19 protein-coding genes are annotated in these 20,270 nt (G+C 48.1%); 7 read left to right on the top strand and 12 right to left on the bottom strand.

All coding sequences use genetic code 11. The features are described from left to right. The first annotated feature begins 41 nt into the window (after positions 1–41). Entirely contained in the window at positions 42–887 is an 846-nt protein-coding gene (locus H7F26_RS10760; RefSeq protein ID WP_003179889.1) for an AraC family transcriptional regulator, read from the top strand. Here the strand turns inward: H7F26_RS10760 and H7F26_RS10755 are convergent. From H7F26_RS10755 to H7F26_RS10740, 4 genes are all read right to left on the bottom strand, one after another. Continuing rightward, on the bottom strand, positions 884–2,431 hold the full coding sequence (locus H7F26_RS10755; RefSeq protein WP_017474116.1) for a glycoside hydrolase family 43 protein: 1,548 nt from the start codon (positions 2,429–2,431) through the stop codon (positions 884–886). The two genes, H7F26_RS10760 and H7F26_RS10755, sit on opposite strands and share 4 nt — an antisense overlap. Next, complete coding sequence (locus H7F26_RS10750; RefSeq protein WP_003179886.1) at positions 2,421–4,025, bottom strand: glycoside hydrolase family 43 protein; 1,605 nt, start codon at positions 4,023–4,025, stop codon at positions 2,421–2,423. The genes H7F26_RS10755 and H7F26_RS10750 overlap by 11 nt, the downstream gene beginning before the upstream one ends. Before the next feature lie 155 nt (positions 4,026–4,180). After that, the gene (locus H7F26_RS10745; protein ID WP_003179883.1) at positions 4,181–5,041 is read right to left on the bottom strand and encodes a VOC family protein; all 861 of its coding nucleotides are present in this window, start codon (positions 5,039–5,041) and stop codon (positions 4,181–4,183) included. Next, positions 5,013–5,456 (bottom strand): DoxX family protein, encoded by a 444-nt coding sequence (locus H7F26_RS10740; protein ID WP_003179881.1) that lies wholly within the window; start codon positions 5,454–5,456, stop codon positions 5,013–5,015. Before H7F26_RS10740 ends, H7F26_RS10745 begins: the two co-directional genes overlap by 29 nt. A gap of 228 nt (positions 5,457–5,684) precedes the next feature. Here H7F26_RS10740 and H7F26_RS10735 point away from each other — a divergent pair, with 228 nt between their 5' ends. The 3 genes from H7F26_RS10735 (at position 5,685) to H7F26_RS10725 (ending at position 7,854) form a co-directional block, all read left to right on the top strand. Further along, complete coding sequence (locus H7F26_RS10735; protein WP_003179879.1) at positions 5,685–6,023, top strand: winged helix-turn-helix transcriptional regulator; 339 nt, start codon at positions 5,685–5,687, stop codon at positions 6,021–6,023. 169 nt (positions 6,024–6,192) lie between these two features. Further along, on the top strand, positions 6,193–7,170 hold the full coding sequence (locus tag H7F26_RS10730) for a glycosyltransferase family protein (protein ID WP_003179877.1): 978 nt from the start codon (positions 6,193–6,195) through the stop codon (positions 7,168–7,170). Positions 7,171–7,275: 105 nt separating this feature from the next. Continuing rightward, the gene (locus H7F26_RS10725; RefSeq protein ID WP_003179875.1) at positions 7,276–7,854 is read left to right on the top strand and encodes a class I SAM-dependent methyltransferase; all 579 of its coding nucleotides are present in this window, start codon (positions 7,276–7,278) and stop codon (positions 7,852–7,854) included. Between the two features lie 142 nt (positions 7,855–7,996). Here the strand turns inward: H7F26_RS10725 and H7F26_RS10720 are convergent, their stop codons facing one another. From H7F26_RS10720 to glvA, 3 genes are all read right to left on the bottom strand, one after another. After that, the gene (locus tag H7F26_RS10720; protein ID WP_011197669.1) at positions 7,997–9,589 is read right to left on the bottom strand and encodes an alpha-glucoside-specific PTS transporter subunit IIBC; all 1,593 of its coding nucleotides are present in this window, start codon (positions 9,587–9,589) and stop codon (positions 7,997–7,999) included. A 15-nt stretch (positions 9,590–9,604) separates the two neighbouring features. After that, complete coding sequence (locus H7F26_RS10715; protein ID WP_003179870.1) at positions 9,605–10,375, bottom strand: MurR/RpiR family transcriptional regulator; 771 nt, start codon at positions 10,373–10,375, stop codon at positions 9,605–9,607. A 108-nt stretch (positions 10,376–10,483) separates the two neighbouring features. After that, entirely contained in the window at positions 10,484–11,833 is a 1,350-nt protein-coding gene (glvA, locus tag H7F26_RS10710) for a maltose-6'-phosphate glucosidase (protein ID WP_009329028.1), read from the bottom strand. A 183-nt stretch (positions 11,834–12,016) separates the two neighbouring features. Here glvA and H7F26_RS10705 point away from each other — a divergent pair, with 183 nt between their 5' ends. Then, positions 12,017–12,346 carry a YnfA family protein gene (locus tag H7F26_RS10705; protein WP_161621015.1) on the top strand — a complete coding sequence of 110 codons (330 nt, stop codon included), beginning with the start codon at positions 12,017–12,019 and terminating at the stop codon, positions 12,344–12,346. Here H7F26_RS10705 and H7F26_RS10700 read toward each other — a convergent pair. The 5 genes from H7F26_RS10700 to H7F26_RS10680 all read right to left on the bottom strand — a co-directional run bounded on the left by H7F26_RS10700 (position 12,343) and on the right by H7F26_RS10680 (position 18,862). After that, the gene (locus H7F26_RS10700) at positions 12,343–14,178 is read right to left on the bottom strand and encodes a sigma-54-dependent Fis family transcriptional regulator (RefSeq protein ID WP_011197668.1); all 1,836 of its coding nucleotides are present in this window, start codon (positions 14,176–14,178) and stop codon (positions 12,343–12,345) included. The genes H7F26_RS10705 and H7F26_RS10700 overlap by 4 nt on opposite strands. A 102-nt stretch (positions 14,179–14,280) precedes the next feature. Beyond that, positions 14,281–15,657: a dihydrolipoyl dehydrogenase gene (gene lpdA, locus H7F26_RS10695; protein ID WP_003179861.1), complete on the bottom strand. Its 1,377-nt coding sequence runs from the start codon at positions 15,655–15,657 to the stop codon at positions 14,281–14,283. Positions 15,658–15,675: 18 nt separating this feature from the next. Beyond that, a complete protein-coding gene (locus H7F26_RS10690; protein WP_003179858.1) occupies positions 15,676–16,809 on the bottom strand; it encodes a dihydrolipoamide acetyltransferase family protein in 1,134 nt (377 codons plus the stop codon). 22 nt (positions 16,810–16,831) lie between these two features. Beyond that, positions 16,832–17,866, bottom strand: a complete 1,035-nt coding sequence (locus tag H7F26_RS10685) for an alpha-ketoacid dehydrogenase subunit beta (protein ID WP_003179856.1) — start codon at positions 17,864–17,866, stop codon at positions 16,832–16,834. Between the two features lie 21 nt (positions 17,867–17,887). After that, complete coding sequence (locus H7F26_RS10680) at positions 17,888–18,862, bottom strand: thiamine pyrophosphate-dependent dehydrogenase E1 component subunit alpha (RefSeq protein ID WP_061565929.1); 975 nt, start codon at positions 18,860–18,862, stop codon at positions 17,888–17,890. A 209-nt stretch (positions 18,863–19,071) separates the two neighbouring features. Here H7F26_RS10680 and H7F26_RS10675 point away from each other — a divergent pair, with 209 nt between their 5' ends. Beyond that, positions 19,072–19,623, top strand: coding sequence for a DJ-1 family glyoxalase III (locus H7F26_RS10675; protein ID WP_003179852.1), 552 nt, complete (start codon positions 19,072–19,074; stop codon positions 19,621–19,623). 270 nt (positions 19,624–19,893) lie between these two features. Then, positions 19,894–20,268, top strand: coding sequence for a Na-translocating system protein MpsC family protein (locus H7F26_RS10670; protein ID WP_009329034.1), 375 nt, complete (start codon positions 19,894–19,896; stop codon positions 20,266–20,268). Positions 20,269–20,270 lie beyond the last annotated feature (2 nt).

The following is a 20,270-nucleotide window of genomic DNA, read 5'->3' as shown; positions in this document are numbered from 1 at the left end:
CCCGTTTGTTAAGAAAACGCTCTCAAGGAGGAATGCCCGACATGCTCCATCCTAAATATTTCATAGCCGAGCATTCTTTTTCGATTCAATATATGCAGAGAAAAGGATTTACCGAGATGAACGCGCCGCATGTTCATGAAGGCTATGAACTGTATTATCTGCTGAGCGGAGAACGCACGTATTTTATTAACCAAAGCGTCTATACCGCGGAAAAAGGCACGATGATCATCATCAATCCCCACGACCTCCACCGAACGTCAAGCACGGAAGTTCAAGAGTTCGAACGCATCCTGATTAATTTCTCGCACGATTTCATAGAACCATTGCTGAAGTGCAGCCATTATCGGCTTCTTCCGTTTCCGGAAAATCAAAACTTCATCGCATTTTCCCTGCGTGAACAGGCCGCAGTCGAACATATGCTGATGGAGATGAAAAAGGAGTGCAAGCTGAAAAAAGAAGGACACGAGGATGTCGTCAGGGCGCTGCTGTTTCAGCTGCTTTTCACCATTTACCGGAGCCTTGCGGGCGGCGGCCGCAATCAAACACGGCCGCTTCACCCGATGGATGAAAAAATCTCGGAAATCGCTTCATATATCAATTGCAGCTTTCAAGAAACGATGACGTTAGACGGATTGGCCGGACAATTTTATATCAGCCCATCCTATTTAAGCAGAGTGTTTAAAAAAGTGACCGGCTTTCATCTTCAGGAGTATATCCGGCACATCAGGATCCGCGAAGCGAAAAAACGGCTTCGTGATACAGACGAGAAAATATTGGACATCGCTGCGGATACCGGTTTTAAGCATATCAGCCATTTCAATAAAGTGTTTAAAGAGATCGTCGGCATCCCGCCGCTTCAATACAGGAAAAAAAGCAGAGACATTTAATATGCAATATAGCGGAACCAGTCAAAATCAGCGGCAGCCTTTCTGCCGCTTCCGCCGTTATTGGCGAATATCCCGACCATCGTTCCCGTATGTCCCTTTGCGTCACGCGAACCCTCATCGCTTAAAAAACTGGCGTCCTCTGTACCGCCCGCGTGGTGCCAATGCTTCCCTTCATAACTGTAGTAAAAATCCCTCTTTTGCTTATTGATGACAGCTTTCAGAAACAGCGGGCCGGCCTCGGCATGTTTTTTCCCCAGCGTTTTTTGGCAACCGGAGCGATTTTCCACGACCTTGATCTTCAATCCTTCTTCATAGATCAAGCAGCATTTCAAATAATTATTCGTGCTGTAGTAGCAGACGATCCCCGCTTGCTCTCCGGAGGCCGAAGGTGAAAAGTCGAGTTTCACGCCGGCGCTGTATAGGTGGTGCTTTTCCCTTCTGACGACCGTATTTTTTGCACGGATGTCATGTAAATCCCAATCACCTGTCCACAGCCTGAGATATCCCGGTCTCTCGGTCAAAGACCAGCTGGAATGATCGGGATTCCTGACAAACTGCCAGTCAAGACCGAGCGTATCCTCGTCAAAATCGTCGAAATTCTTTTCATCCCATTTGACTTGGGGGAGGTTTGGAGCGCGCTGAACAAGACTCGGGCCCTTCAAGTTGTTGATGACAAACCAGCCGTCATCCGTCCATTCGACGGGATCCAAAGCGGTCTCCCTCCCAACCGTTGTATAGCTACCTTGATTGGGCCGTCCGCATAGATACACCGCCCACCATTCTCCATTCTGGGTTTCAACGAGCTTGCCGTGTCCTGCTCTTTGAATCGGAGCATCCGGGTCTGTCTGCGTTAAAATCGGATTATACGGGCAGGGCTCATAAGGACCGTACAAATGCGTTGAGCGGGCTGTCGTAATCGAGTGGGAATATCCGGTTCCTCCTTCTGCCAATATCGCGTAGTAATAACCGTCTTTTTTCAGCAAATGCGGCCCTTCAGGCGCCCTTCTCCCAGTCCCTTCCCATATCTGAACCGGCTCGCCGGAGATGTCTGTGCATTCTTCATTTAGAGGAAAGAGCGTGCAGGCAGGACTGAGCAGCATATAGTGTTTCCCGTCGCCGTCAACGAAGTGAGAAGGATCGATGCCGCTGCCTTCATCAATGAAAACGGGCTTTGAATAAGGCCCTTCGGGGCGGCTGGACTTGATCATAATCTGTCTGCGGATCAGCTTTCGGCCGTTGATGACAGTCGGTCCGTTCAGCCTGTGCGTCGCGAAGATGTAGAAGGTTCCGTTATGATACGAAATATCAGGCGCCCAAATGCCGTGCGAATCATTGATATCCGACAGGTCCAATCCTTCATTTTCCGTGATTCCGTGGCCGATGATCTTCCAATGGACTAAATCTTTAGAGTGGGAAATAACGATTGCCGGGAAATACTGGAACGTTGAGTTCACCATGTAATAATCTTCCCCGACTCTGATAATTGAAGGGTCCGGATGAAAACCGGTCAACACCGGGTTCGTATATGTGTGTTCACCGCTCATGGCATTCCCCTCCTGCCGGTTCGACACTGAACCATTCGATATCGCACCATCCGTCCTGTCCGTCTTCTCCGCCGGTATCGGCGCAATATACACCTGCTTTGGCACCCGTCCACAGTCCGGGAACAGCCTGAAACGAATTCCCAATCTGTGTGAAATGACGCCGGTCCATGCTGCAGCTGAAACGGCAGACCGCCTGTTCATCAACAGTCACGCGCAAATAGACCATTTCCGCATGTACGCCGCGCTCTTCTGTTTTGACATCTTCCTGATCACCTTCTATACGGCCTTCGTATACAGAAAGCCGATAACCGTTTTCTGATTTCGAGAAGCCGAGATAGGCGTATTCCCTTCCCATGACAGCCAAGCCGGCCATCATAGTTTCCGACAAGGCGTTTAGCGACAATTTGACCGTTGCTGTGAAGCTTGGCCCCGAAAATTTCTGCATCAGAAGGTTCGGCAGGCGGCTCAGTTTGAACGGATGAGCGATGCCGCGGCTGTATAAGCGAAGCCGGCCGGGACTGGCGCTGAGAGAGTACCATTCTTGCTTCGGATTCGCTTCCCATTGCCAATGAAGCGCAAGGCGGTCTGAAGAAGAAAAATCATCATTGCCATGATCAAAGGGCAGTTTCACTTCTTTGGCGCCCGTCTTCGGCTTTTCCCAATGCAAAACCGGTTCTCCGATCCCGTCGCCGTTTATGTCTTCACCCATCAGCGGCCAGCCGTCGAACCAGCGGACAGGTTGAAGTTGCACAACTCTGCCGAATGCTCCGCGATCTTGAAAGTGGATAAACCATGACTCTCCGGAATCAAGTTCAACCCAGCCTCCCTGGTGCGGACCGTTAATGACCGTATTTCCTTGGTGAAGGACAACCTTGTCTTCATAGGGACCGTAAATCTGCTTGCTCCGCAAAACCGTCTGCCAGCCTGTCTTCACCCCTCCCGCCGGAGCAAAGATATAATAATAGCCGTCTTTTTTATACAATTTCGGTCCTTCAATCGTAGGGTGGTTCAGCGTGCCGTCAAAGACGATTTCTCCATCGTCTTCCAAAGCCGTTCCGTCTTTTTTCATTCGGCAAAGATTCAGCTTGCTCTTGATCCCGATTCTGCTGTTTGCGTAAGCATGGATCAGATAGGCATTTCCATCGTCATCCCAAAATGGACAAGGATCAATCCAGCCCTTTGTCTTTTTGACCTGTATGAGAGGCTCCCATCCTTTAAACGGATCTGATGTTTTGCTCATGAAGATTCCTTCATCAGGCGTTGCGAAATACACCCAGAATTCTCCGTTATGGTATCGAATGCTCGGCGCCCACGCTCCTTTGCCATGAGCAGGGGCCTCATATTCGCCGAAGGGGAGCTCGTCAAACACATGGCTGATCAATGACCAGTTCACCAAATCTGTCGAGTGCAAAATGGGAATTCCGGGAAAACAGGAAAAACTTGAAGCCGCCATAAAAAAGTCGCTGCCTTTCCGAATGACATCCGGATCTGAGTAGTCCATGAAAAGAACGGGATTGCAAAACCGCCCGCCGTCAATGTTCGGATTCCAGACAGGCGGATGATGTTTCGCCTTGCCAGTCAGGCTTTTTGCCATCAACCTTCACCCCTCATTTCCAGATTTTCAAATTCATGTTAGCATAGCTGCTGCCCCTGAATCTTTGTTATTAATGTCTGTTTCTTCTCATTCTTTGCTTTTGTTGTCCTTTGATTGAATGGCATAAAAAAAGGCGAAACTGGAGTTTCACCTTTTCAAACGGTCAATCTGATATCAATACCTGATGCCGGGTCTTTAACAAACCATGCGTTTTCTTGATGCTCAACGGCATAACCCGAGCTTTTCAGTTTTTTTGCAATTCGGTCAAGTTCCGCTCGATTCGGTAAAAGAACCGTGTAATACGCCATGCCTGCCGCATCAAGCGGGGCAAATGGCGCATGCTGTCCGGCCCAGATGTTTAAGCCGATATGATGATGGTAGCCTCCGGCAGAGACAAAAAGCGCTGACATGTGTTGATAATCTCCTGTGATATCAAATCCCAGTACAGAGTGGTAAAATTCTTTCGCCTGCTTCAAATCCCGGACGTGAAAATGGACGTGTCCGATTTTTGTTTCCGGGGGAAGACCTTGCCATTCGTGGCCATCGGCTTCTTCCAGAAGTCCTTGGACATCAACCGGCTCCGTACCCATCACGTAGTTCCCCTGCTCATCGCGCTTCCATCCCTCTCGCGGACGGTCGCGGTAGATTTCGATTCCATTTTGATCAGGATCTGACAAGTAAAACGCCTCGCTGACAAGGTGATCTCCCTGGCCGAGTTCAATGCCGGCGCGGATCAAATGCTTCACAGCCATGCCGAGCTGCTTTCGGTTTGGAAGCAAAATGGCAAAATGATAAAGGCCTGCTGCCGATCGTTCAGGAAGAACAACAGCATTTGGAATCTCCTCAATGATCAAAAGCGGATTTTTTCCGTCAACTGTGAACTCCGCCGTTTTGCCGTCCTGTTTTAATACTTGAAAACCGATCACATCCCTGTAAAAAGAAACCGATCTTTCAAGACGGCTCACCTTCAGCTTGACATATCCGAGCTCAGTGCCCGGGTGGATTTGCTGCGTCATCTGTTTTTCCTTCTTTCCTTGATTTCAGGATCATTTCCCCAAGGGACAGCATGCTGCTTCCGCTCAAGGCCAAGTATACAGACATTGCAAGAAGCGTAACGTCAAATTCATAGCCTGCGCCTCCATCCGTTCCCATGAAACCGGCGGAGAGCTTAACAGTGAAAATGGCCCCCAGCATGACAATCGCAAATAAAAGGCCAATCACACGTGTACCGAGCCCGAGAATCATCAAAGCCCCTCCGGCCAATTCGATAATCGCTACGATATAGGCGAGAAAGCCCGGAATTCCGACACTGCTGAAGAATCCTACAGTATTTTCAATCCCGCCTTGAAATTTTGAAAGCCCGTGAAGCAAAAATGTAAGACCTGTAACCAAACGTAAAATTAATGCACCTAATTCGTATTTGTTGCTCATTATTTTCTCCTCTTGTTCAATTTTTATTTTAAAGACCAATGACGAACGCCAACTTTATCCATCTATCAACATATCCCCTTGAATAAGTCTGCAGTGTCCTCCTTTTTTCGTTCGTTACTTACTTTGTGTAAGTTAGTATATATAAATAACAAACTTACGTCAAGACATTTTATGAGCTTTGCTCATTCATTGATATACCGTTATAATAGACCTAGAGAGGTGAGGAACATGAGCCTATCATCTTTATGTCCGAAATTTGAAAAAGGAATGAAAATGATAAGTCAGCGCTGGAACGGATTCATCATTCACCAGCTTCTTAACGGCCCGCAGCGGTTTTGCCATATAGAATCTTCCCTTCCCATCAGCGGAAGGCTGTTATCCGAAAGATTAAAAGAACTCGAACACGAGGGCATCATCCACCGGCATGTGTATCCAGAAACTCCGGTGCGGATCGAATACTCCCTGACTGAAAAAGGGCAGGCGCTCGAACCGGTCCTTAAAGGAATGGAAAAATGGTCGCAGGAATGGATCGATCTGGACGAAGCCAATGAACGGGAAAATCATTAAAAAAGGCGTGCATCTCAGGTGCATCGCCTTTTTGTTTTGCTGATTAATTCCGCATATTTTCAAGCTGCCCCCAGCCCCCCGTCTTTTTAACGCTTGCCTGAACATCAATTTTTAATCCTCATATATTAAATAGGGAAAGATGACGAAGATGTCTTGAGAGGAGAAAGAAATGCGGAGATGCTTGAAAATATTAGTTCTGATTAAAACGTTTTGGAAGACCATGCCCAAACATGAAGTAAAGTATAAAATGATGAAATCTCTTGAGGAGTTTGCCGAAGTCATGTACTGGCATACGGACGGCTATCTTCCGGATATATTGGACAAAATCCAATTTCGTCCTGATTTCATTTTCCACTACGACATTGCCTACGGCTTCTCATTGTCCCCAAACATTAGGGGGCTCAAAGATACAAACATCCCCACCGGCGCGTTTGTGATCGATTCTCATTTTAATAAACAGATCAGAAGCAGCTATTTCGAAGACAACCAAATTGATTTAATTTTTTCAGTGACAAAAGAGCATTTTTTAAATGAATACCCCCAGTACAAAGACAAATTCAGATGGGTTCCATGGGCAGTTGATCCAGAAATATTCAAGGACTGGAAGTTGAAGAAAACGATAGACTATTTGCTCATGGGGCTTGTACATGAAGGAAACAAAAGATATCCCCCAAAAGGAAAATACCTTTTTAGGGAGGCTGTATTGCAGACCATGAAGCATGAAGAAGGGTTTGTTCACCACCCCCATCCCGGCAATGTCATAACTGACGAAGAAGAAATCAAGCAGGCTTTTTTGAATGAAAAATATGCCCAGGAATTGAACAGAGCAAAGATATTTTTCACATGCGGAAGCGCCCTCCGCTACCCGTTGTTAAAATTTTATGAAGCCCCTGCCTGCAGAACGCTGTTGCTGGCGGAGCCAAATCAAGATATTTTCGATCTTGGCTTTAAAGACGGCACCCATTTCATTGCTTGTGAAGTTGAAGACTTTTATGACAAAGCAAAATACTATCTTCAAAATAAAAAAGAAAGGCAGCGTATCACAGACAACGGCTACCGTCTCGTTCATTCACAGCATACCTATCATGCGCGTGCACAAGAAATAGTAGACACAATAATAGATTTTTTAGAGCAGCAGGAACAATGATGAATAGATCTATTTTTCTTATCGGCTGGATTCTTCCCGCACGCATTTTCTTTCCGGACATATATTTCTATTACTGATGATTTAAAAGATTTCGAGGTGAAAAACATGGGAACGGAAATGCCAGCTGAATTTTATGATCAATTTATTGACCGACATCTGATTCCGCTTGAAAAAAGCCCGTGGAGAAAGGTGTATGAAGAAGCTGCACGTTTATTGCCGGAGTCCAAAGATGAAACGATTGTCGATATCGGCTGCGGCACTGGGAGATTCGCAAAGCTTTTATATGACAAAGGATACAGAAAATATTTAGGCATCGATTTTTCCAAAGGAATGCTTGAAGAAGCCAAAAGGTATAATCCCTCGTTTACTTTCATCGAAGGAAATGTATATGACGAGGCGATCGTCCGGATGCTGCAAAAATATCATGTTTTTGTTTTGCTGGAAGTGTTAGAGCATATAGAGAAAGACAAAGCGTTTTTATCGAGTCTTCCTCAAGGGAGCGACATGGTGATTTCTGTGCCTAACTATGATTCACGCGCCCACGTCCGCCACTTCAAACATATTGACGAAGTCATCGAAAGATACGACGGCATTTTGGATTTTCAGGGCACCGAAAAAGTTGTCATTAAAACATCTGAACGGCTGAAGAATGAAATTTACGTGCTGAATTGTAAAAAAAGGTAAACATCGGCATAGAGCGAGCTAATGTGGATAACCTGTGAAGCGTTAGCTTGTCTTTGCATTAAAAGAGCATCCCCCAATCGCACATGCAAGTCTCTGCAGCTTGCATGTGTCATTTCAGGAGATGCCATTTGCACCGGCGCAATTATGATTGGTTCAGCAGCTTCTCGACCCTTTCACGGACTTGCGGAACCGAAAGACCGATAATAATTTGCAAGGCTTTTCCGTTTCTGACGACACCGTGAACGCCAAAGGACTTAAACGTACTGTCCGGCTCCACTTTTGACTCGTCATACACGCTGACTCTCAGTCTTGTCGCGCAGTTTGTCACCTCCGCAATGTTTTCTTTTCCGCCGAGCGCTTTGATGCAAAGAACCGCCTGATCGGTCTCAGCAATTTCCTGCGCCGCAGAAACCTCTTTTTCGGATTCTTTTTTCGCCTTGTAATCTTTTTTCGAATAAAATTTTGTCTCCTGCTGCTGGTCTTTTTCACGCCCCGGCGTGGCAATATCCAATTTTAAAATCAAGAACCTGAATACGAAGAAGTAAATGGCGGTGAAAGACAAGCCGATCAAAATTTGAAAAACATAAGTGCTGCCGTGCTGATGAAACAGAGGGATCCAGTTGAGCGTTAAAATCTCGATTAAACCGCCGCCCATATTTCCGACCACCCCTGCAGCATACATCAAGGTTGCCATCGTCGCGGCCAAGAGGCTGTGTACGAAAAACAGCAGCGGCGAAATGAACAAAAACGTAAATTCAATCGGCTCCGTGATCCCCGCAATTACCGCTGTCAGCGTGATCGGAATCAGCAGACCGGCAACGATTTTTTTCTTTTCTTTTTTGGCTGTTACATAGATGGCTAGTGCGATCCCCAGAATTCCGAAGATTTTGGAGTTTCCGTGGAGCGCGAATCCGCCTTGAGGAAAGAGCTCTTTCAACGGTTCAGAGCTTGCTGAAAACTCGCTGAGATGCTGCGCCCAATAGGTGACAATCCCGCCTTCAACTACGGCCGGGCCGAAAACAAATGGCGTGTATATGAAGTGATGCAGGCCCGTAGGGATCAAAATTCTTTCTAAAAATGTGTAAACCCATACACCGAAAGCACCTGAGGCGACAAGGAAGCTTTGCAGCGACGCAATGCCGTCCTGCACCATCGGCCAAATCCACGCGGTTGCCAGTGCTACCGGAAGCATAATCGCAAATGAAATAATGACGACGAATGAAGAGCCTTGAAAAATCCCTAAAAAATCGGGCAGCTTCTTATCAAAATAGCGGTTGTGGATATAAACGACAATCGATGAAATCAGAATCGCCCCGATAATGTTCGTATCAAGGGTTTTGATGCCGGCAATTTCTGCAAGCCCGCTTGTTCCTCCTGCTTCCTGAGTCATATCAACTCCGAAAAAGTCGCCCCATACAGTCAAAATAGCGCTGACAAAATAATTGAAGGTCAAATAAGTAGTAAGCGCTTCCAAACATGCCCGCGCTTGCGCTTTTTTTGCCAGTGCGATCGGAATTCCGACCGCAAACAACAGCGGCATTTGCCTGAAAACGGTCCAGCCGCCTTCCTCAAGGATATACCAGAATTGATACCAAAAGGTATCCTGACTGGCAAGCGATCCCATCAGCTGCTCATTCTTAAATAATGTGCTGAGGCCCACGACGATCCCGGCAAAAGCAAATAGCAAAACCGGCACAAACATGGCGCTTCCGAACCGCTGTACTTTTTGCATCAATGCGAATCCCCCCTGTTACTCCTGATTTTTCTTTTCTTCAGCATAGTCGACATAGCTGCGAAACAGCGCTTCCCCAACGAGAAAAAAGGGTGCAAAAGCGGTCAGCTCTGTTTTTGGATAAACCGTCACCGTCTGGCTCGGCGCATAGAGATTGTAAGGAGTGAGCTGGGCGAGCAGATTATTTTTCAAATTCGTCAAAGAGATAAAAGGAATGCCTTTAGCCGACAAAGACTGTGCCTGCGGAATCAGCGACGGGGTTTCTCCTGACAGCGAAATGATGATGATCAGATCGGCCGTGCTAAAATCAGGAAACATGAGGTCGAAATCGATTTGATCTTTGATCACCGTCAAATAACGGTGCTGAGAAACAAACATTCGCTGCAGCTCATAAGCGCACGTCGTCTGAGCCGTGCCTGAACCATAGACAAAAATCCGGTCCGCTTCGTCAATGAGCTGGCACATCTTTCGCAAATCCGTATTTTTCAAATATTTCATGCTCGCTTCCATATCCCTCATGAGGCTTTCAAAGGAACGGCAATCTTCCCGCTCTTCTTCCCGCTTCTCGGCCTCCCACTTCAGAAACACCCTGAACTCGCTGTACCCGCTGAAATCCAGTTTTTGAGAAAGTCTTAAAATCGATGTGCGGGATACATTGCACTTCTTTGCTAATTCGTTGATGCCCAGCTTGTAGCAAGTGTCTTGATGGTTCAAAATATATTTCAAAACATGAAAATCGTTTTCGTTCAATTTTTTATAATGCTTGTTCATTAATTCTTCCAACTGCATCATTTTCACCCCATTTATTCTCTGTCTCTATTATATAAAATACGAGAATAAATGGGGGGATATGCCTGGGCTGGCGGTCTGGCTCAGGAGCCCCAGGCGCTTTCATCCTTAAAGCGACGGCTGAAGATTTTCCGCGGAGAGCTCCGGCCAATAGCCTTTGTTCGCTTCAATCAGATCATCGAGAATCAGTTTGGCTGTTCGTGCATTCGGCACAGTCCGCGACAAAATCAGAGCCTGCCAAAGCTTTTGATACGATTTTTCAATCCAGGCTTCAACGACAAGCTTTTCAACCGACACCTGCTGTTCCATCAGCCCTTTTTGGAACTGCGGTATTTTGCCGATTGTGATCGGCTCCGGACCGTTCTTGCCGACAATGCAAGGCACCTCTACCATCGCCGATGAATCGAAGTTTTGGATCGCTCCGTTATTTTCAACGATTAAAAGCATCCGTTCACCGGTATTGAATGCAAGGGCGCGCGCAAGGTCGACAATATATGAAGCATGATCATCAATTTCGATTTTGCTGCCGGCGCTCGATTGGGCTTTTGCGATTTTTTCACACTCGCCGAAAATGAATTTCTCCCGCCCTTCCATTACTTCGTTCGCCCGGGTAAATTCAGGGTTTGATTTTTTCACCATATCATCAGGATAAAAATAATATTGCAAATACGTATTTGGAAGCGTCTCAGGATCGAGTTCAAATACTTCCCGCGCTTTTTTGAACGTGTCATTCCAGCTCGCCTCAGCCTTTTCATGCTCCTGTTCCGGAATATAGCCGAACCTCCTGACATGCTCTTTGATCGCCGGCATCAGATCGTTGCCGTCTTTATCACAAATTGACGTCCACCAGCCAAAATGATTAAGGCCGTAATAGCGGACAACCATCTCCTTCCGCGAAGACAGTCCGAGAATCTGAGCCATCCTGTCTTCGATACCGATCGGCATATCGCAAATGTTCAGCACTTTTGATGTCGGCCGCAGCCTTCTTGTCGCTTCGGCGACGATTGCAGCCGGGTTTGAATAGTTCAGCATCCACGCGTCAGGCGAATAGGTTTCCATATAATCAATGATTTCAAGCACGCCGCCAATCGACCTCATTCCGTACGCAATCCCTCCGGGTCCGCACGTCTCCTGGCCGACGACTCCGTATTTCAGAGGGATCTTTTCATCGAGCTCACGCATTGCATATTTACCGACTCTGATATGAGCCATGACGAAATCAACATCGGAAAACGCCTCTTCCGGATCGGTCGTCGCTAAAAATTGAATATGCGGAGCTCTTTCTTTAACCAACACTTCACAGGCGCCGGCTATTTTGTCTTGCCGCTCTCCATCATTGTCATACAATTTCAGCTGTCGGATCGGGAAATCATCCAGATTGTCCAAGAGCATCAATACAATCCCCGGGGTAAATGTGCTTCCTCCGCCTGCAATGACAATTGAATACGTTTTATCCATTTTTAAAGCCCCCTTATAAGCGTTTACAATTTACTTATATCATGCTGAAGGAGCCGTTCCAACAGGTTCGGGGGAGACAGTTCCTATACTCGCGTTCTGTTTATTTTCCCGAAAAACGGGAACTTTCCCGGCCGTTTTATGTCGTGTAGAATAGAGACAATTCACGTGAATTGGAGTGTGTTGTTGATGATGATCGCAATCGGTTTATTTTTACTGGCGGGTTTGGCTGAAATCGCGGGCGGCTATCTCGTATGGCTGTGGCTGAGGGAATCCAAACCATTGTGGTACGGGTTGGCCGGAGGGCTGACTTTAATCATTTACGGCGTCATCCCGGCTTTTCAGGCATTTCCATCGTTCGGGCGCGTCTATGCCGCGTACGGGGGCGTATTTATTATTCTGGCTGTGCTTTGGGGGTGGCTGGTCGACAAAAAAACCCCCGACCTCTATGATTGGGCCGGGGCTGTGATCTGTTTAGCCGGCGTCAGCGTCATGCTTTGGGCGCCGAGAGGCTAAAGGTTATATTTTCGAAGCCGCTTGTAAAATGTGCTTCTTGGAATTCCGGCCAGCTTGGCCGCTTCGGACACATTTCCTTTCGTTTTTTGCAAAGCTTCCATCATCGTTTGTTTTTGAACACGTTCTCTGAATGTGAGCCGGTCTTCTTCAGAAGGTGCGCCGCTGTTCCAATCGAGTCCGTCCAGCACCGCGCTGTATTGGGACGGATCGATCAGTCCGCCTTCCGGAAATAAAACCCTGAGCCTTTCAAATGTATTAAAGAGCTCACGGATGTTACCAGGCCAATGATATTCCTGAAGCCGCTTGAAAAAATTCGGCGGAAACTCGGCCTTCCACTCGTGTTGTTGTTGATAGTGGCGGAACAAATCAGGTATGTCCTCTTTGCGCTCTCTGAGCGGCGGTATTTTTACGGGGTAAACATGAAGGCGGTAATACAGATCTTCACGTATCTTTCCTTTTTGGAGAAGGTCTTTCAGATCACGGTGTGTTGCTGTGATGATTCTGATGTCGAGGGGAACTTCACGGGTTCCGCCGATCGGAGTGACCTTCCGCTCTTCGATGATCCTTAAGAGCGCCACTTGCATCTGATAAGGGATCTCACCGATTTCATCGAGAAAAATCGTACCGCGGTGAGCCTGTTCAAACTTCCCTTTTGAACCGCGGCGCTTTGCTCCTGTAAATGCGCCTTCGGCATAGCCGAACAATTCGCTCTCCATCAAGCTTTCAGGAATGGCGCCGCAGTTGACGGCGATAAAAGGGCCGTTTCTCCGTGCGCTCGCCTGATGAATGGCCCTCGCGGCAAGTTCCTTTCCGGAGCCTGTTTCCCCCCATATGTATACATTCGCATCCGTCTTAGCCGCAAGCCTCATGTGGTGAAGCGCCTGCTGAAACGCCCGGCTTGTTCCTGTTTCACCCGGATAGATGAAACGGGATACGAGTGATGGAGCTGTTTTATTGCGGGACACTTCAGCCAGTGCAATCGACTTACCGAGGGGCCTCCCGTCTTTGGCGGAGAAAATTGTCTGCTTGTGCCCCCCGGCAAACCCGCGCTCATACAGATCATTGACATCCATTCTCCTCCAGTCGGAAAAACGTTCCCGCACCGGTCTGCTCGCGGCTACGATTTTGTCTTTTTCATTGCAGACGATAAACGGCTGATCCGAATCGATTTTTTCAAGACAATGGCTGATGAGCTCGGCTTCGTTTTTTTTCGTATGTGCGCTGATCTCGCGTTCGATGGCGTGTGCGGCAGTGGCAGCCATCCCAAGCATAAAGGGATGCCTTCTATCCGTGAGGCAGGAAATATCGATTAAACCCATAACGGTGCCGTCTTCATCGCGAATCGGTGCAGCAGAACAGCTCCAATGGTGGGAAGCGACCGAAAAATGCTCGGTCCCGTGAATGGTGACAGCTTCGCCGATTTCAAGTGCGGTTCCGATGGCGTTCGTGCCGACTTCTGTTTCCGTCCAGCGCACGCCCTCGACAAAATTGATTTTTTTCGCCTCTTCAAGCGTCCTCCGGCAGCCGGCCAAGCTTAATACGTACCCGTCGGCATCGATCAGGAGCGCCATCATTTCCGACTCTTTTAATTCACGGCTGATATTGTGTAGATAAGGCAGGGCGATATCGAGGAATAACGAGTGTTTCTTTTTTTGAGCGTCGAATAAATCCTTTTTTAAAATTGACTGTCCTTTATCTAAATACGGATTGACATTTCGATTTTTGCAGCGGTACCATGATTCCATGACTCTTTTGTTCAAGCGGGCCTGATCAAGAAGCCCTTCCTGAACAAAGCGTTTCCACGTATTTAAATAGCAGGGCGTCGGATTCATTCCATCCTCTCCTCATGCTTTTTCCTCATTATATTATAAAAGCGCTTTCAATATCGATAAAAAAAACTCCGCACTCTCACGCTGTGCGAAGTTCTCCCTTATTCAGCAGTGAATGGCCCGACCTGCGGCTTGCAGCAAAGCTTCGTGAATCGTTTCCGAAAGAGTCGGATGGGCCGCGATGAAGTGCTCCATTGCGTCTGCCGTCAGCTCTGCATGCAACATTACGGCTGCCTGGCCGATCAGTTCGGTTGCTCCCGGACCCACGATCGAAACCCCGACAATTTCCTGATACTCCGGCTCTATGATGATTTTGACCTTGCCGGCAGTTTCATTCAAAATAAGCGCTTTTCCGTTTGAAGAAAACGGAAACTCTCCGATACGAACATCCCTGTAGCGCTCCCTCGCCTTTTTTTCATTTAAGCCGACGCTTGCGATTTCAGGCGAAGTATAGATGCAGCGCGGAATAATGTCACTGTTGACCTTCATGTCTCTGCCTGAGGCATGGGATGCGGCGACGGTTCCTTCGTGAAAAGCGGCATGCGCCAGCTGAACCCCGCCTGTGATATCCCCGCACGCATAAATATGCGGGATGTTTGTCTGCATATGCTGGTTGACATGAATCCCTTTCCTGTCATATTGGACTCCGATATGGTCAAGCTTCAGATCATCAGTCCTCGGCTTTCGGCCGACGGCGACGAGACATCGATCAGCTTGAATATTAAAGCTGTCATCGCCATTTTTCAGAAAGACGCGCTGCCTGGCAGGATCAAGACGCTCCACTTGTACAGATGTGAAAACACGGACGCCGGACTCCTCGAGACTTGTGCGAAGAAAGGCGGCAATATCCGGATCTTCCTCAGGCAGAATCTGTTCCGCCTGCTCGGCTATGATCACATTCGCTCCCAGCCTGCTGTATATACTGGCAAATTCACAGCCGATGATTCCTCCGCCGATAATAAAAATCGTTTCAGGGATGGACGGCAATGACATGGCATCTCCGCTGTGGATGATCCAGCTCCCGTCAAAAGACGCAAAAGGCAGTGCGGCAGGTGCTGCCCCTGCCGCTATAATCACATGCCCGGCATTGATGACCTCCTGTTTTCCGTCCTTTTCAACAAGTATGTCGTGTTCGGACAAAAACGATGCTTTTCCTTGCAGAACCTTGATTTTATTTTTATTCATCAAATATTCAATACCCCCGGCGAGCCGCTGAATGATCTCTCTCTTACGGCTTTGGACGGCCTCCCACTGAACCGTCGGGCTTTCGCCTGACAGCCCGATTCCGAATGCGCCGGCGGATTTTATTTTCTCGAACATATCTGCGCTTTCAAGAAGCGCTTTGGTCGGTATGCATCCTTCATTTAAACACGTTCCTCCGAGGGAACCATCTTCAATCAGGATGACTTCTCTGCTATTTTTGGCCGCTGTAATCGCCGCCACGTAACCCGCAGGTCCCCCTCCTATAATTGCAAGTGTCACAGTCTATCCACCTTCTCTCTATAAAAGAATTGATGCCGGATCTTCCAAATAGTTTTTCACATCTGAAAGGAATGCTGCAGCAGGCGCACCATCAAGCGCGCGGTGATCAAAAGTCAGACTGAGCGGCAGAATGGCGCCCTTTGTCAGTTCTCCGTCTTGATAAACGGGTGCCGAATACATTTGGCCGACTCCGAGTATCCCGGTTTCCGGCGGATTCAAGATCGGGGTAAAGTGCTCGACACCATATGCGCCGAGGTTTGTAATCGTAAATGTCGATCCTTCTATTTCATCGTGTAGAAGCCGGCCTTCCCGCGCTTTTTTGGCGTACCATTTGATTTTCTTGGCCAATTCGATCAGCGGGAGTCGCTCGGCATGGCGGATGACGGGAACGGCCAGGCCTTCGTCCAAAGCGGCCGCCACTCCTAAATGAACATGCTCAAAGGTCGCAAGCCTTCCGTCTTGATAAACACTGTTCATGGCCGGATGATCCAAAAGCGAAAAAACAGCTGCCCTGGCGGCAAAATCAGTGATCGTCAGCTTCGTATCGTATCTGGATTGAGCGGTTTCATTAAGCTGTTTTTGCAGGACTGTTAATTTCGTGATGTCCGCCTTCATCGTAATCGTCAGCTGGGCGCTGTTTTGCAGGCTTTCCGTCATTCTTGCGGCTATCGTTTTCCTCATCGGGCTTGCCGGCGGCCGCTCTTCAGCTTCAGCCTTAGCCGCCTGCTTGTTCGGCCGGCCGGGAAGCGCCTGCAACACATCCGCTTTCGTAATTCTCCCCCCGGGGCCTGTGCCCTTCAGCGTTTTGATGTCTATATTTGCGCTTTGCGCAATTTTGCGCGCAGCCGGAGAAATTTTAATCCGTTCTTTCGTGGGATCCGGCTGTTTTGTTTGGCTCTCCTGCGTTTGTTCGTTTTCATTTCCGATGCGGCAGATGACGGTTCCCGGCGGCACTCCCTCTCCTTCAGATACTTGGATGTCCAACACGGTTCCGTTTGCCGGAGATTCGATTTCCATTTCGATTTTTTCGGAATTGATGCTGGCAATGCTTTCTCCTTTTTCAACGGCTTCCCCGACTTTTTTATTCCAGACGGAAACCGTACCTTCTTTCATCGACATCCCCAATTTCGGCATGACCACTTCGACAGCCATGTTCTCCTCTCCTTTCCAATCTTTACACCGTATGTGTTGATGTTTCTCCGAGCATCTCAAGCACGGTGTTCACGACTTTTTCCGGCGTCGGCAAATACAGGTCTTCAAGAGGCGGTGAAAATGGCACCGGCGTATGCGGAGCCGTCACCTTTTTAACCGGTGCGTCAAGCGAATCAAATCCTTTATCTGCCGCCAATGATGCGATATCCGCGGCGATGCTGCATCTCGGATTGGCCTCATCGACGATCACAAGCCTGTTTGTTTTTTCTACGGATGCAAGGACGGCCTCTTCATCAAGCGGCGAAAGGCTTCGCGGATCAAGGATTTCGGCTTCGATTCCCCGCGCTGAGAGCTGTTCCGCCGCTTGAAGCGCCGTATGAACCTGTTTGCCGATCGCAACAATCGTTACATCGGCGCCTTTCCGCTTGATATCTGCTTTTCCGATTGGAAGCGTGTAATATTCTTCCGGCACATCGCCTGTCATGTTGTACAGCGTTTTGTCTTCAAAAAAGATAACCGGGTCCTGATCTTCAATCGCAGCGAGCAATAATCCTTTTGCGTCGTACGGGGTCGACGGCACAATCACTTTCAGTCCGGGAATGCTTGTAAATAGGGCATACAAGCTTTGCGAATGCTGGGCGGCCGCCCTAAAGCCGGCGCCGTGGGTCGTCCGGATCGTAATCGGAACTTCCGCTTTGCCGCCAAACATGTAGCGGAATTTCGCTCCCTGGTTCAGCACCTGGTCCAAACATGTTCCGATAAAATCGTTAAACATCAATTCCGCGATCGGCCTTAAACCGGTTGAAGCAGCAGCCATGGCTGCGCCGATGTACCCCGCTTCACTGATCGGCGTATCAAGGACGCGCTCCCGTCCAAATTCCTGAACAATCCCTTTCGTGACGCCGAGCACACCGCCCCATGCTTCATCATCCTGCAGATGATCGACATTCGCTCCTCCTGCGACATCTTCCCCCATTAAAATGACGTGATCGTCCCTTCTCATCGCAAGTTTGATCGCTTCATTCAATGCGGCTGACATGCTGATTTCCCTCGTCATGTTTCCTTCCCCCTTCATGAATTAATAGGATACATATACATCCGTCAGCAGTTCGGTTTCTTCCGGATAAGCGCTTTTTTCGCTGAATGCGACCGCTTCCTCGACCGCTTCTTCAACTTCTTTTTCAATCCGCGACTGCTCTTCTTCACTCATCAGCCCTTTTGCCAGCAGTTCGCTTTTGAACACGGCAATGGCATCTTTTTCTTCCTGATGCACCGCTTTTTCTTCATTTGTTTTGTAGCGCTGGGCATCTCCTTCAAAATGGCCGTAGTTCCGGTATGTCATACACTCAATGAGCGTCGGTCCTTCTCCGTTTTTGGCACGCTCTATCGCCCGGCCCGCAGCCTGGAAGACCGCGGCCGCATCTTTTCCATCAACGCGAACGCCCGGAATCCCATAAGCGGCCGCACGATCTGCGATCGACTCGCAGCTTGACGCATAGGAAAACGGAGTCGCTTCGCCATACCCGTTGTTTTCGGCGACAAATATGACAGGGAGCTTCCAGATGGCGGCAAGGTTGATCCCTTCGTGAAATGTCCCCTGGTTGTTGGCGCCGTCGCCAAAAAAGCAAACGCTTACATTTTTAGTCTTTTTATACTTTGCAGTGAGAGCTGCTCCGCAGGCCAAAGGAAATCCCCCGCCGACGATTCCGTTTGCGCCTAGCATCCCTTTGTCAAAGTCTGCAATATGCATCGATCCGCCTTTTCCTTTACAAAGTCCTGCAGATTTTCCGTATATCTCGGACATCATGCCTTTCAAGTCGCACCCTTTTGCAATGCAGTGCCCATGGCCGCGATGTGTGCTCGTGATGGTGTCTTCATCATTCAGATGAGCGCAGACGCCCGCAGCGACCGCTTCTTCTCCGGCGTAAAGATGGACAAAACCCGGCAGTATTCCTTTAGCAAACAGCTGATGAACCTGATCTTCGAAATAGCGGATTTCCAGCATTTTTTGATACATCCACACTGCTTTTTCCTTTGTCAGTGCCTCTTCCATATGAAAAAACCTCCTGTCTTTTTTACTCACACGTTATGATGCAAAAATCGTGCCAGCTCTCCGAAGCGAACATAAGCCGCTTTTCAGGCGGACATCCTTTCAGAACAAGAGACAAAACGAGACAGGTGTCTCAATTTGTCTACTTCGTCAGTTGCGGAAATGTCGTTGCCGCGGTTAGAATGAACGGTAGAGACGAAGGAGGTTTTTTCATGAAGAAAGCGTATGTTTTTTTAATCGACGGATTCGAAGAAATTGAAGCGATAGCAACAATTGATGTTTTACGAAGGGCAGAAGTTGAGACCGTCACCGTCTCGCTTGATCCATCGCGCAGCGTGAAAGGCGGACATGACATTGTCGTCGAGGCAGACGTCATGTTTGACGATGCTGATTGGCAAGAAGCGGATATGCTGATTCTTCCGGGCGGAAATGTAGGCAGCAAAAAAATGCTGGAGCATCAAGCTCTGCATAAGACGCTGACAGAAGCGGCAAATGCAGGAAAATATGTTGCCGCCATTTGTGCGGCAACGATGACGCTCGGAAAAACGGGGCTTGTCAGCGGAAAAAAAGCGACCTGCTATCCGGGAGTTGAAGAACATTTAACAGGGGCGGATGTCACCGCACATGAAAACGTCGTCGTTGATGGAAATATCATTACTTCCAGAGGGCCGGCGACCACGATCCCGTTTGCCCTCAAGCTTGCCGAACTGCTGAACGGCAAGGAAAAAGCCGGTGCAGTCGCCAAGGGAATGCTCGTCTGCTAAGACGGCATTCCTCTTTTTTATCCAATAAAAGAACGGTATTGACATCATAAATCTTAAAAGATATGATATTTAAAAAGTAATTCCGTAAAATCAATAATCGTAATCTCATGCAAAAGAGCTTTAGCATTCGGCTATAATCCCATTATGGTCGCATGAAAAAGCAACCTTTACCATGCATGACATTAACATTTTGATAGGACGGTATATTTCATTTTCCCTATTCTCTTGTATAAGGAAAAGAAATATACCGTTTTTCAGGAGGATATAGCATTGGAAAAACAGAAAGTGACGAAGGGGTCTTTGGAGGCGGAGATAAGCAAAGCCTTAACCCAATGGGAAAAAGACTATTTGGGACGCGGATCCGTATCTGTTAAAACAGATATTATAAGAAATATGGTCATCGTTTCCCTGAACGGTATTTTGACGCCCGCCGAATACGAACTTTGCAGTACAAAAGAAGGCCTGCTGTCAATTAAAAGAACCCGCTCCGGTTTGGTGGAATCGGGTATAGAGCAGCTGAGCCGCATGATGAAGAAGCTGACCGGTGAAGAGACGATCAGCTTTCATACGGATATCAGCACGCGCACAGGCGAACGGATTATGGTGTTTAAATTGGCAAACGACCTGCAAAAAAAATTGTCATAGAA

The organism is Bacillus sp. PAMC28748 (genome assembly GCF_014250415.1).
Taxonomy (GTDB): Bacteria; Bacillota; Bacilli; order Bacillales; family Bacillaceae; genus Bacillus; species Bacillus licheniformis.
The sequence above is the reverse complement of the archived record's forward strand: the minus strand, read 5'-3'. Positions and strand labels throughout refer to the sequence as shown.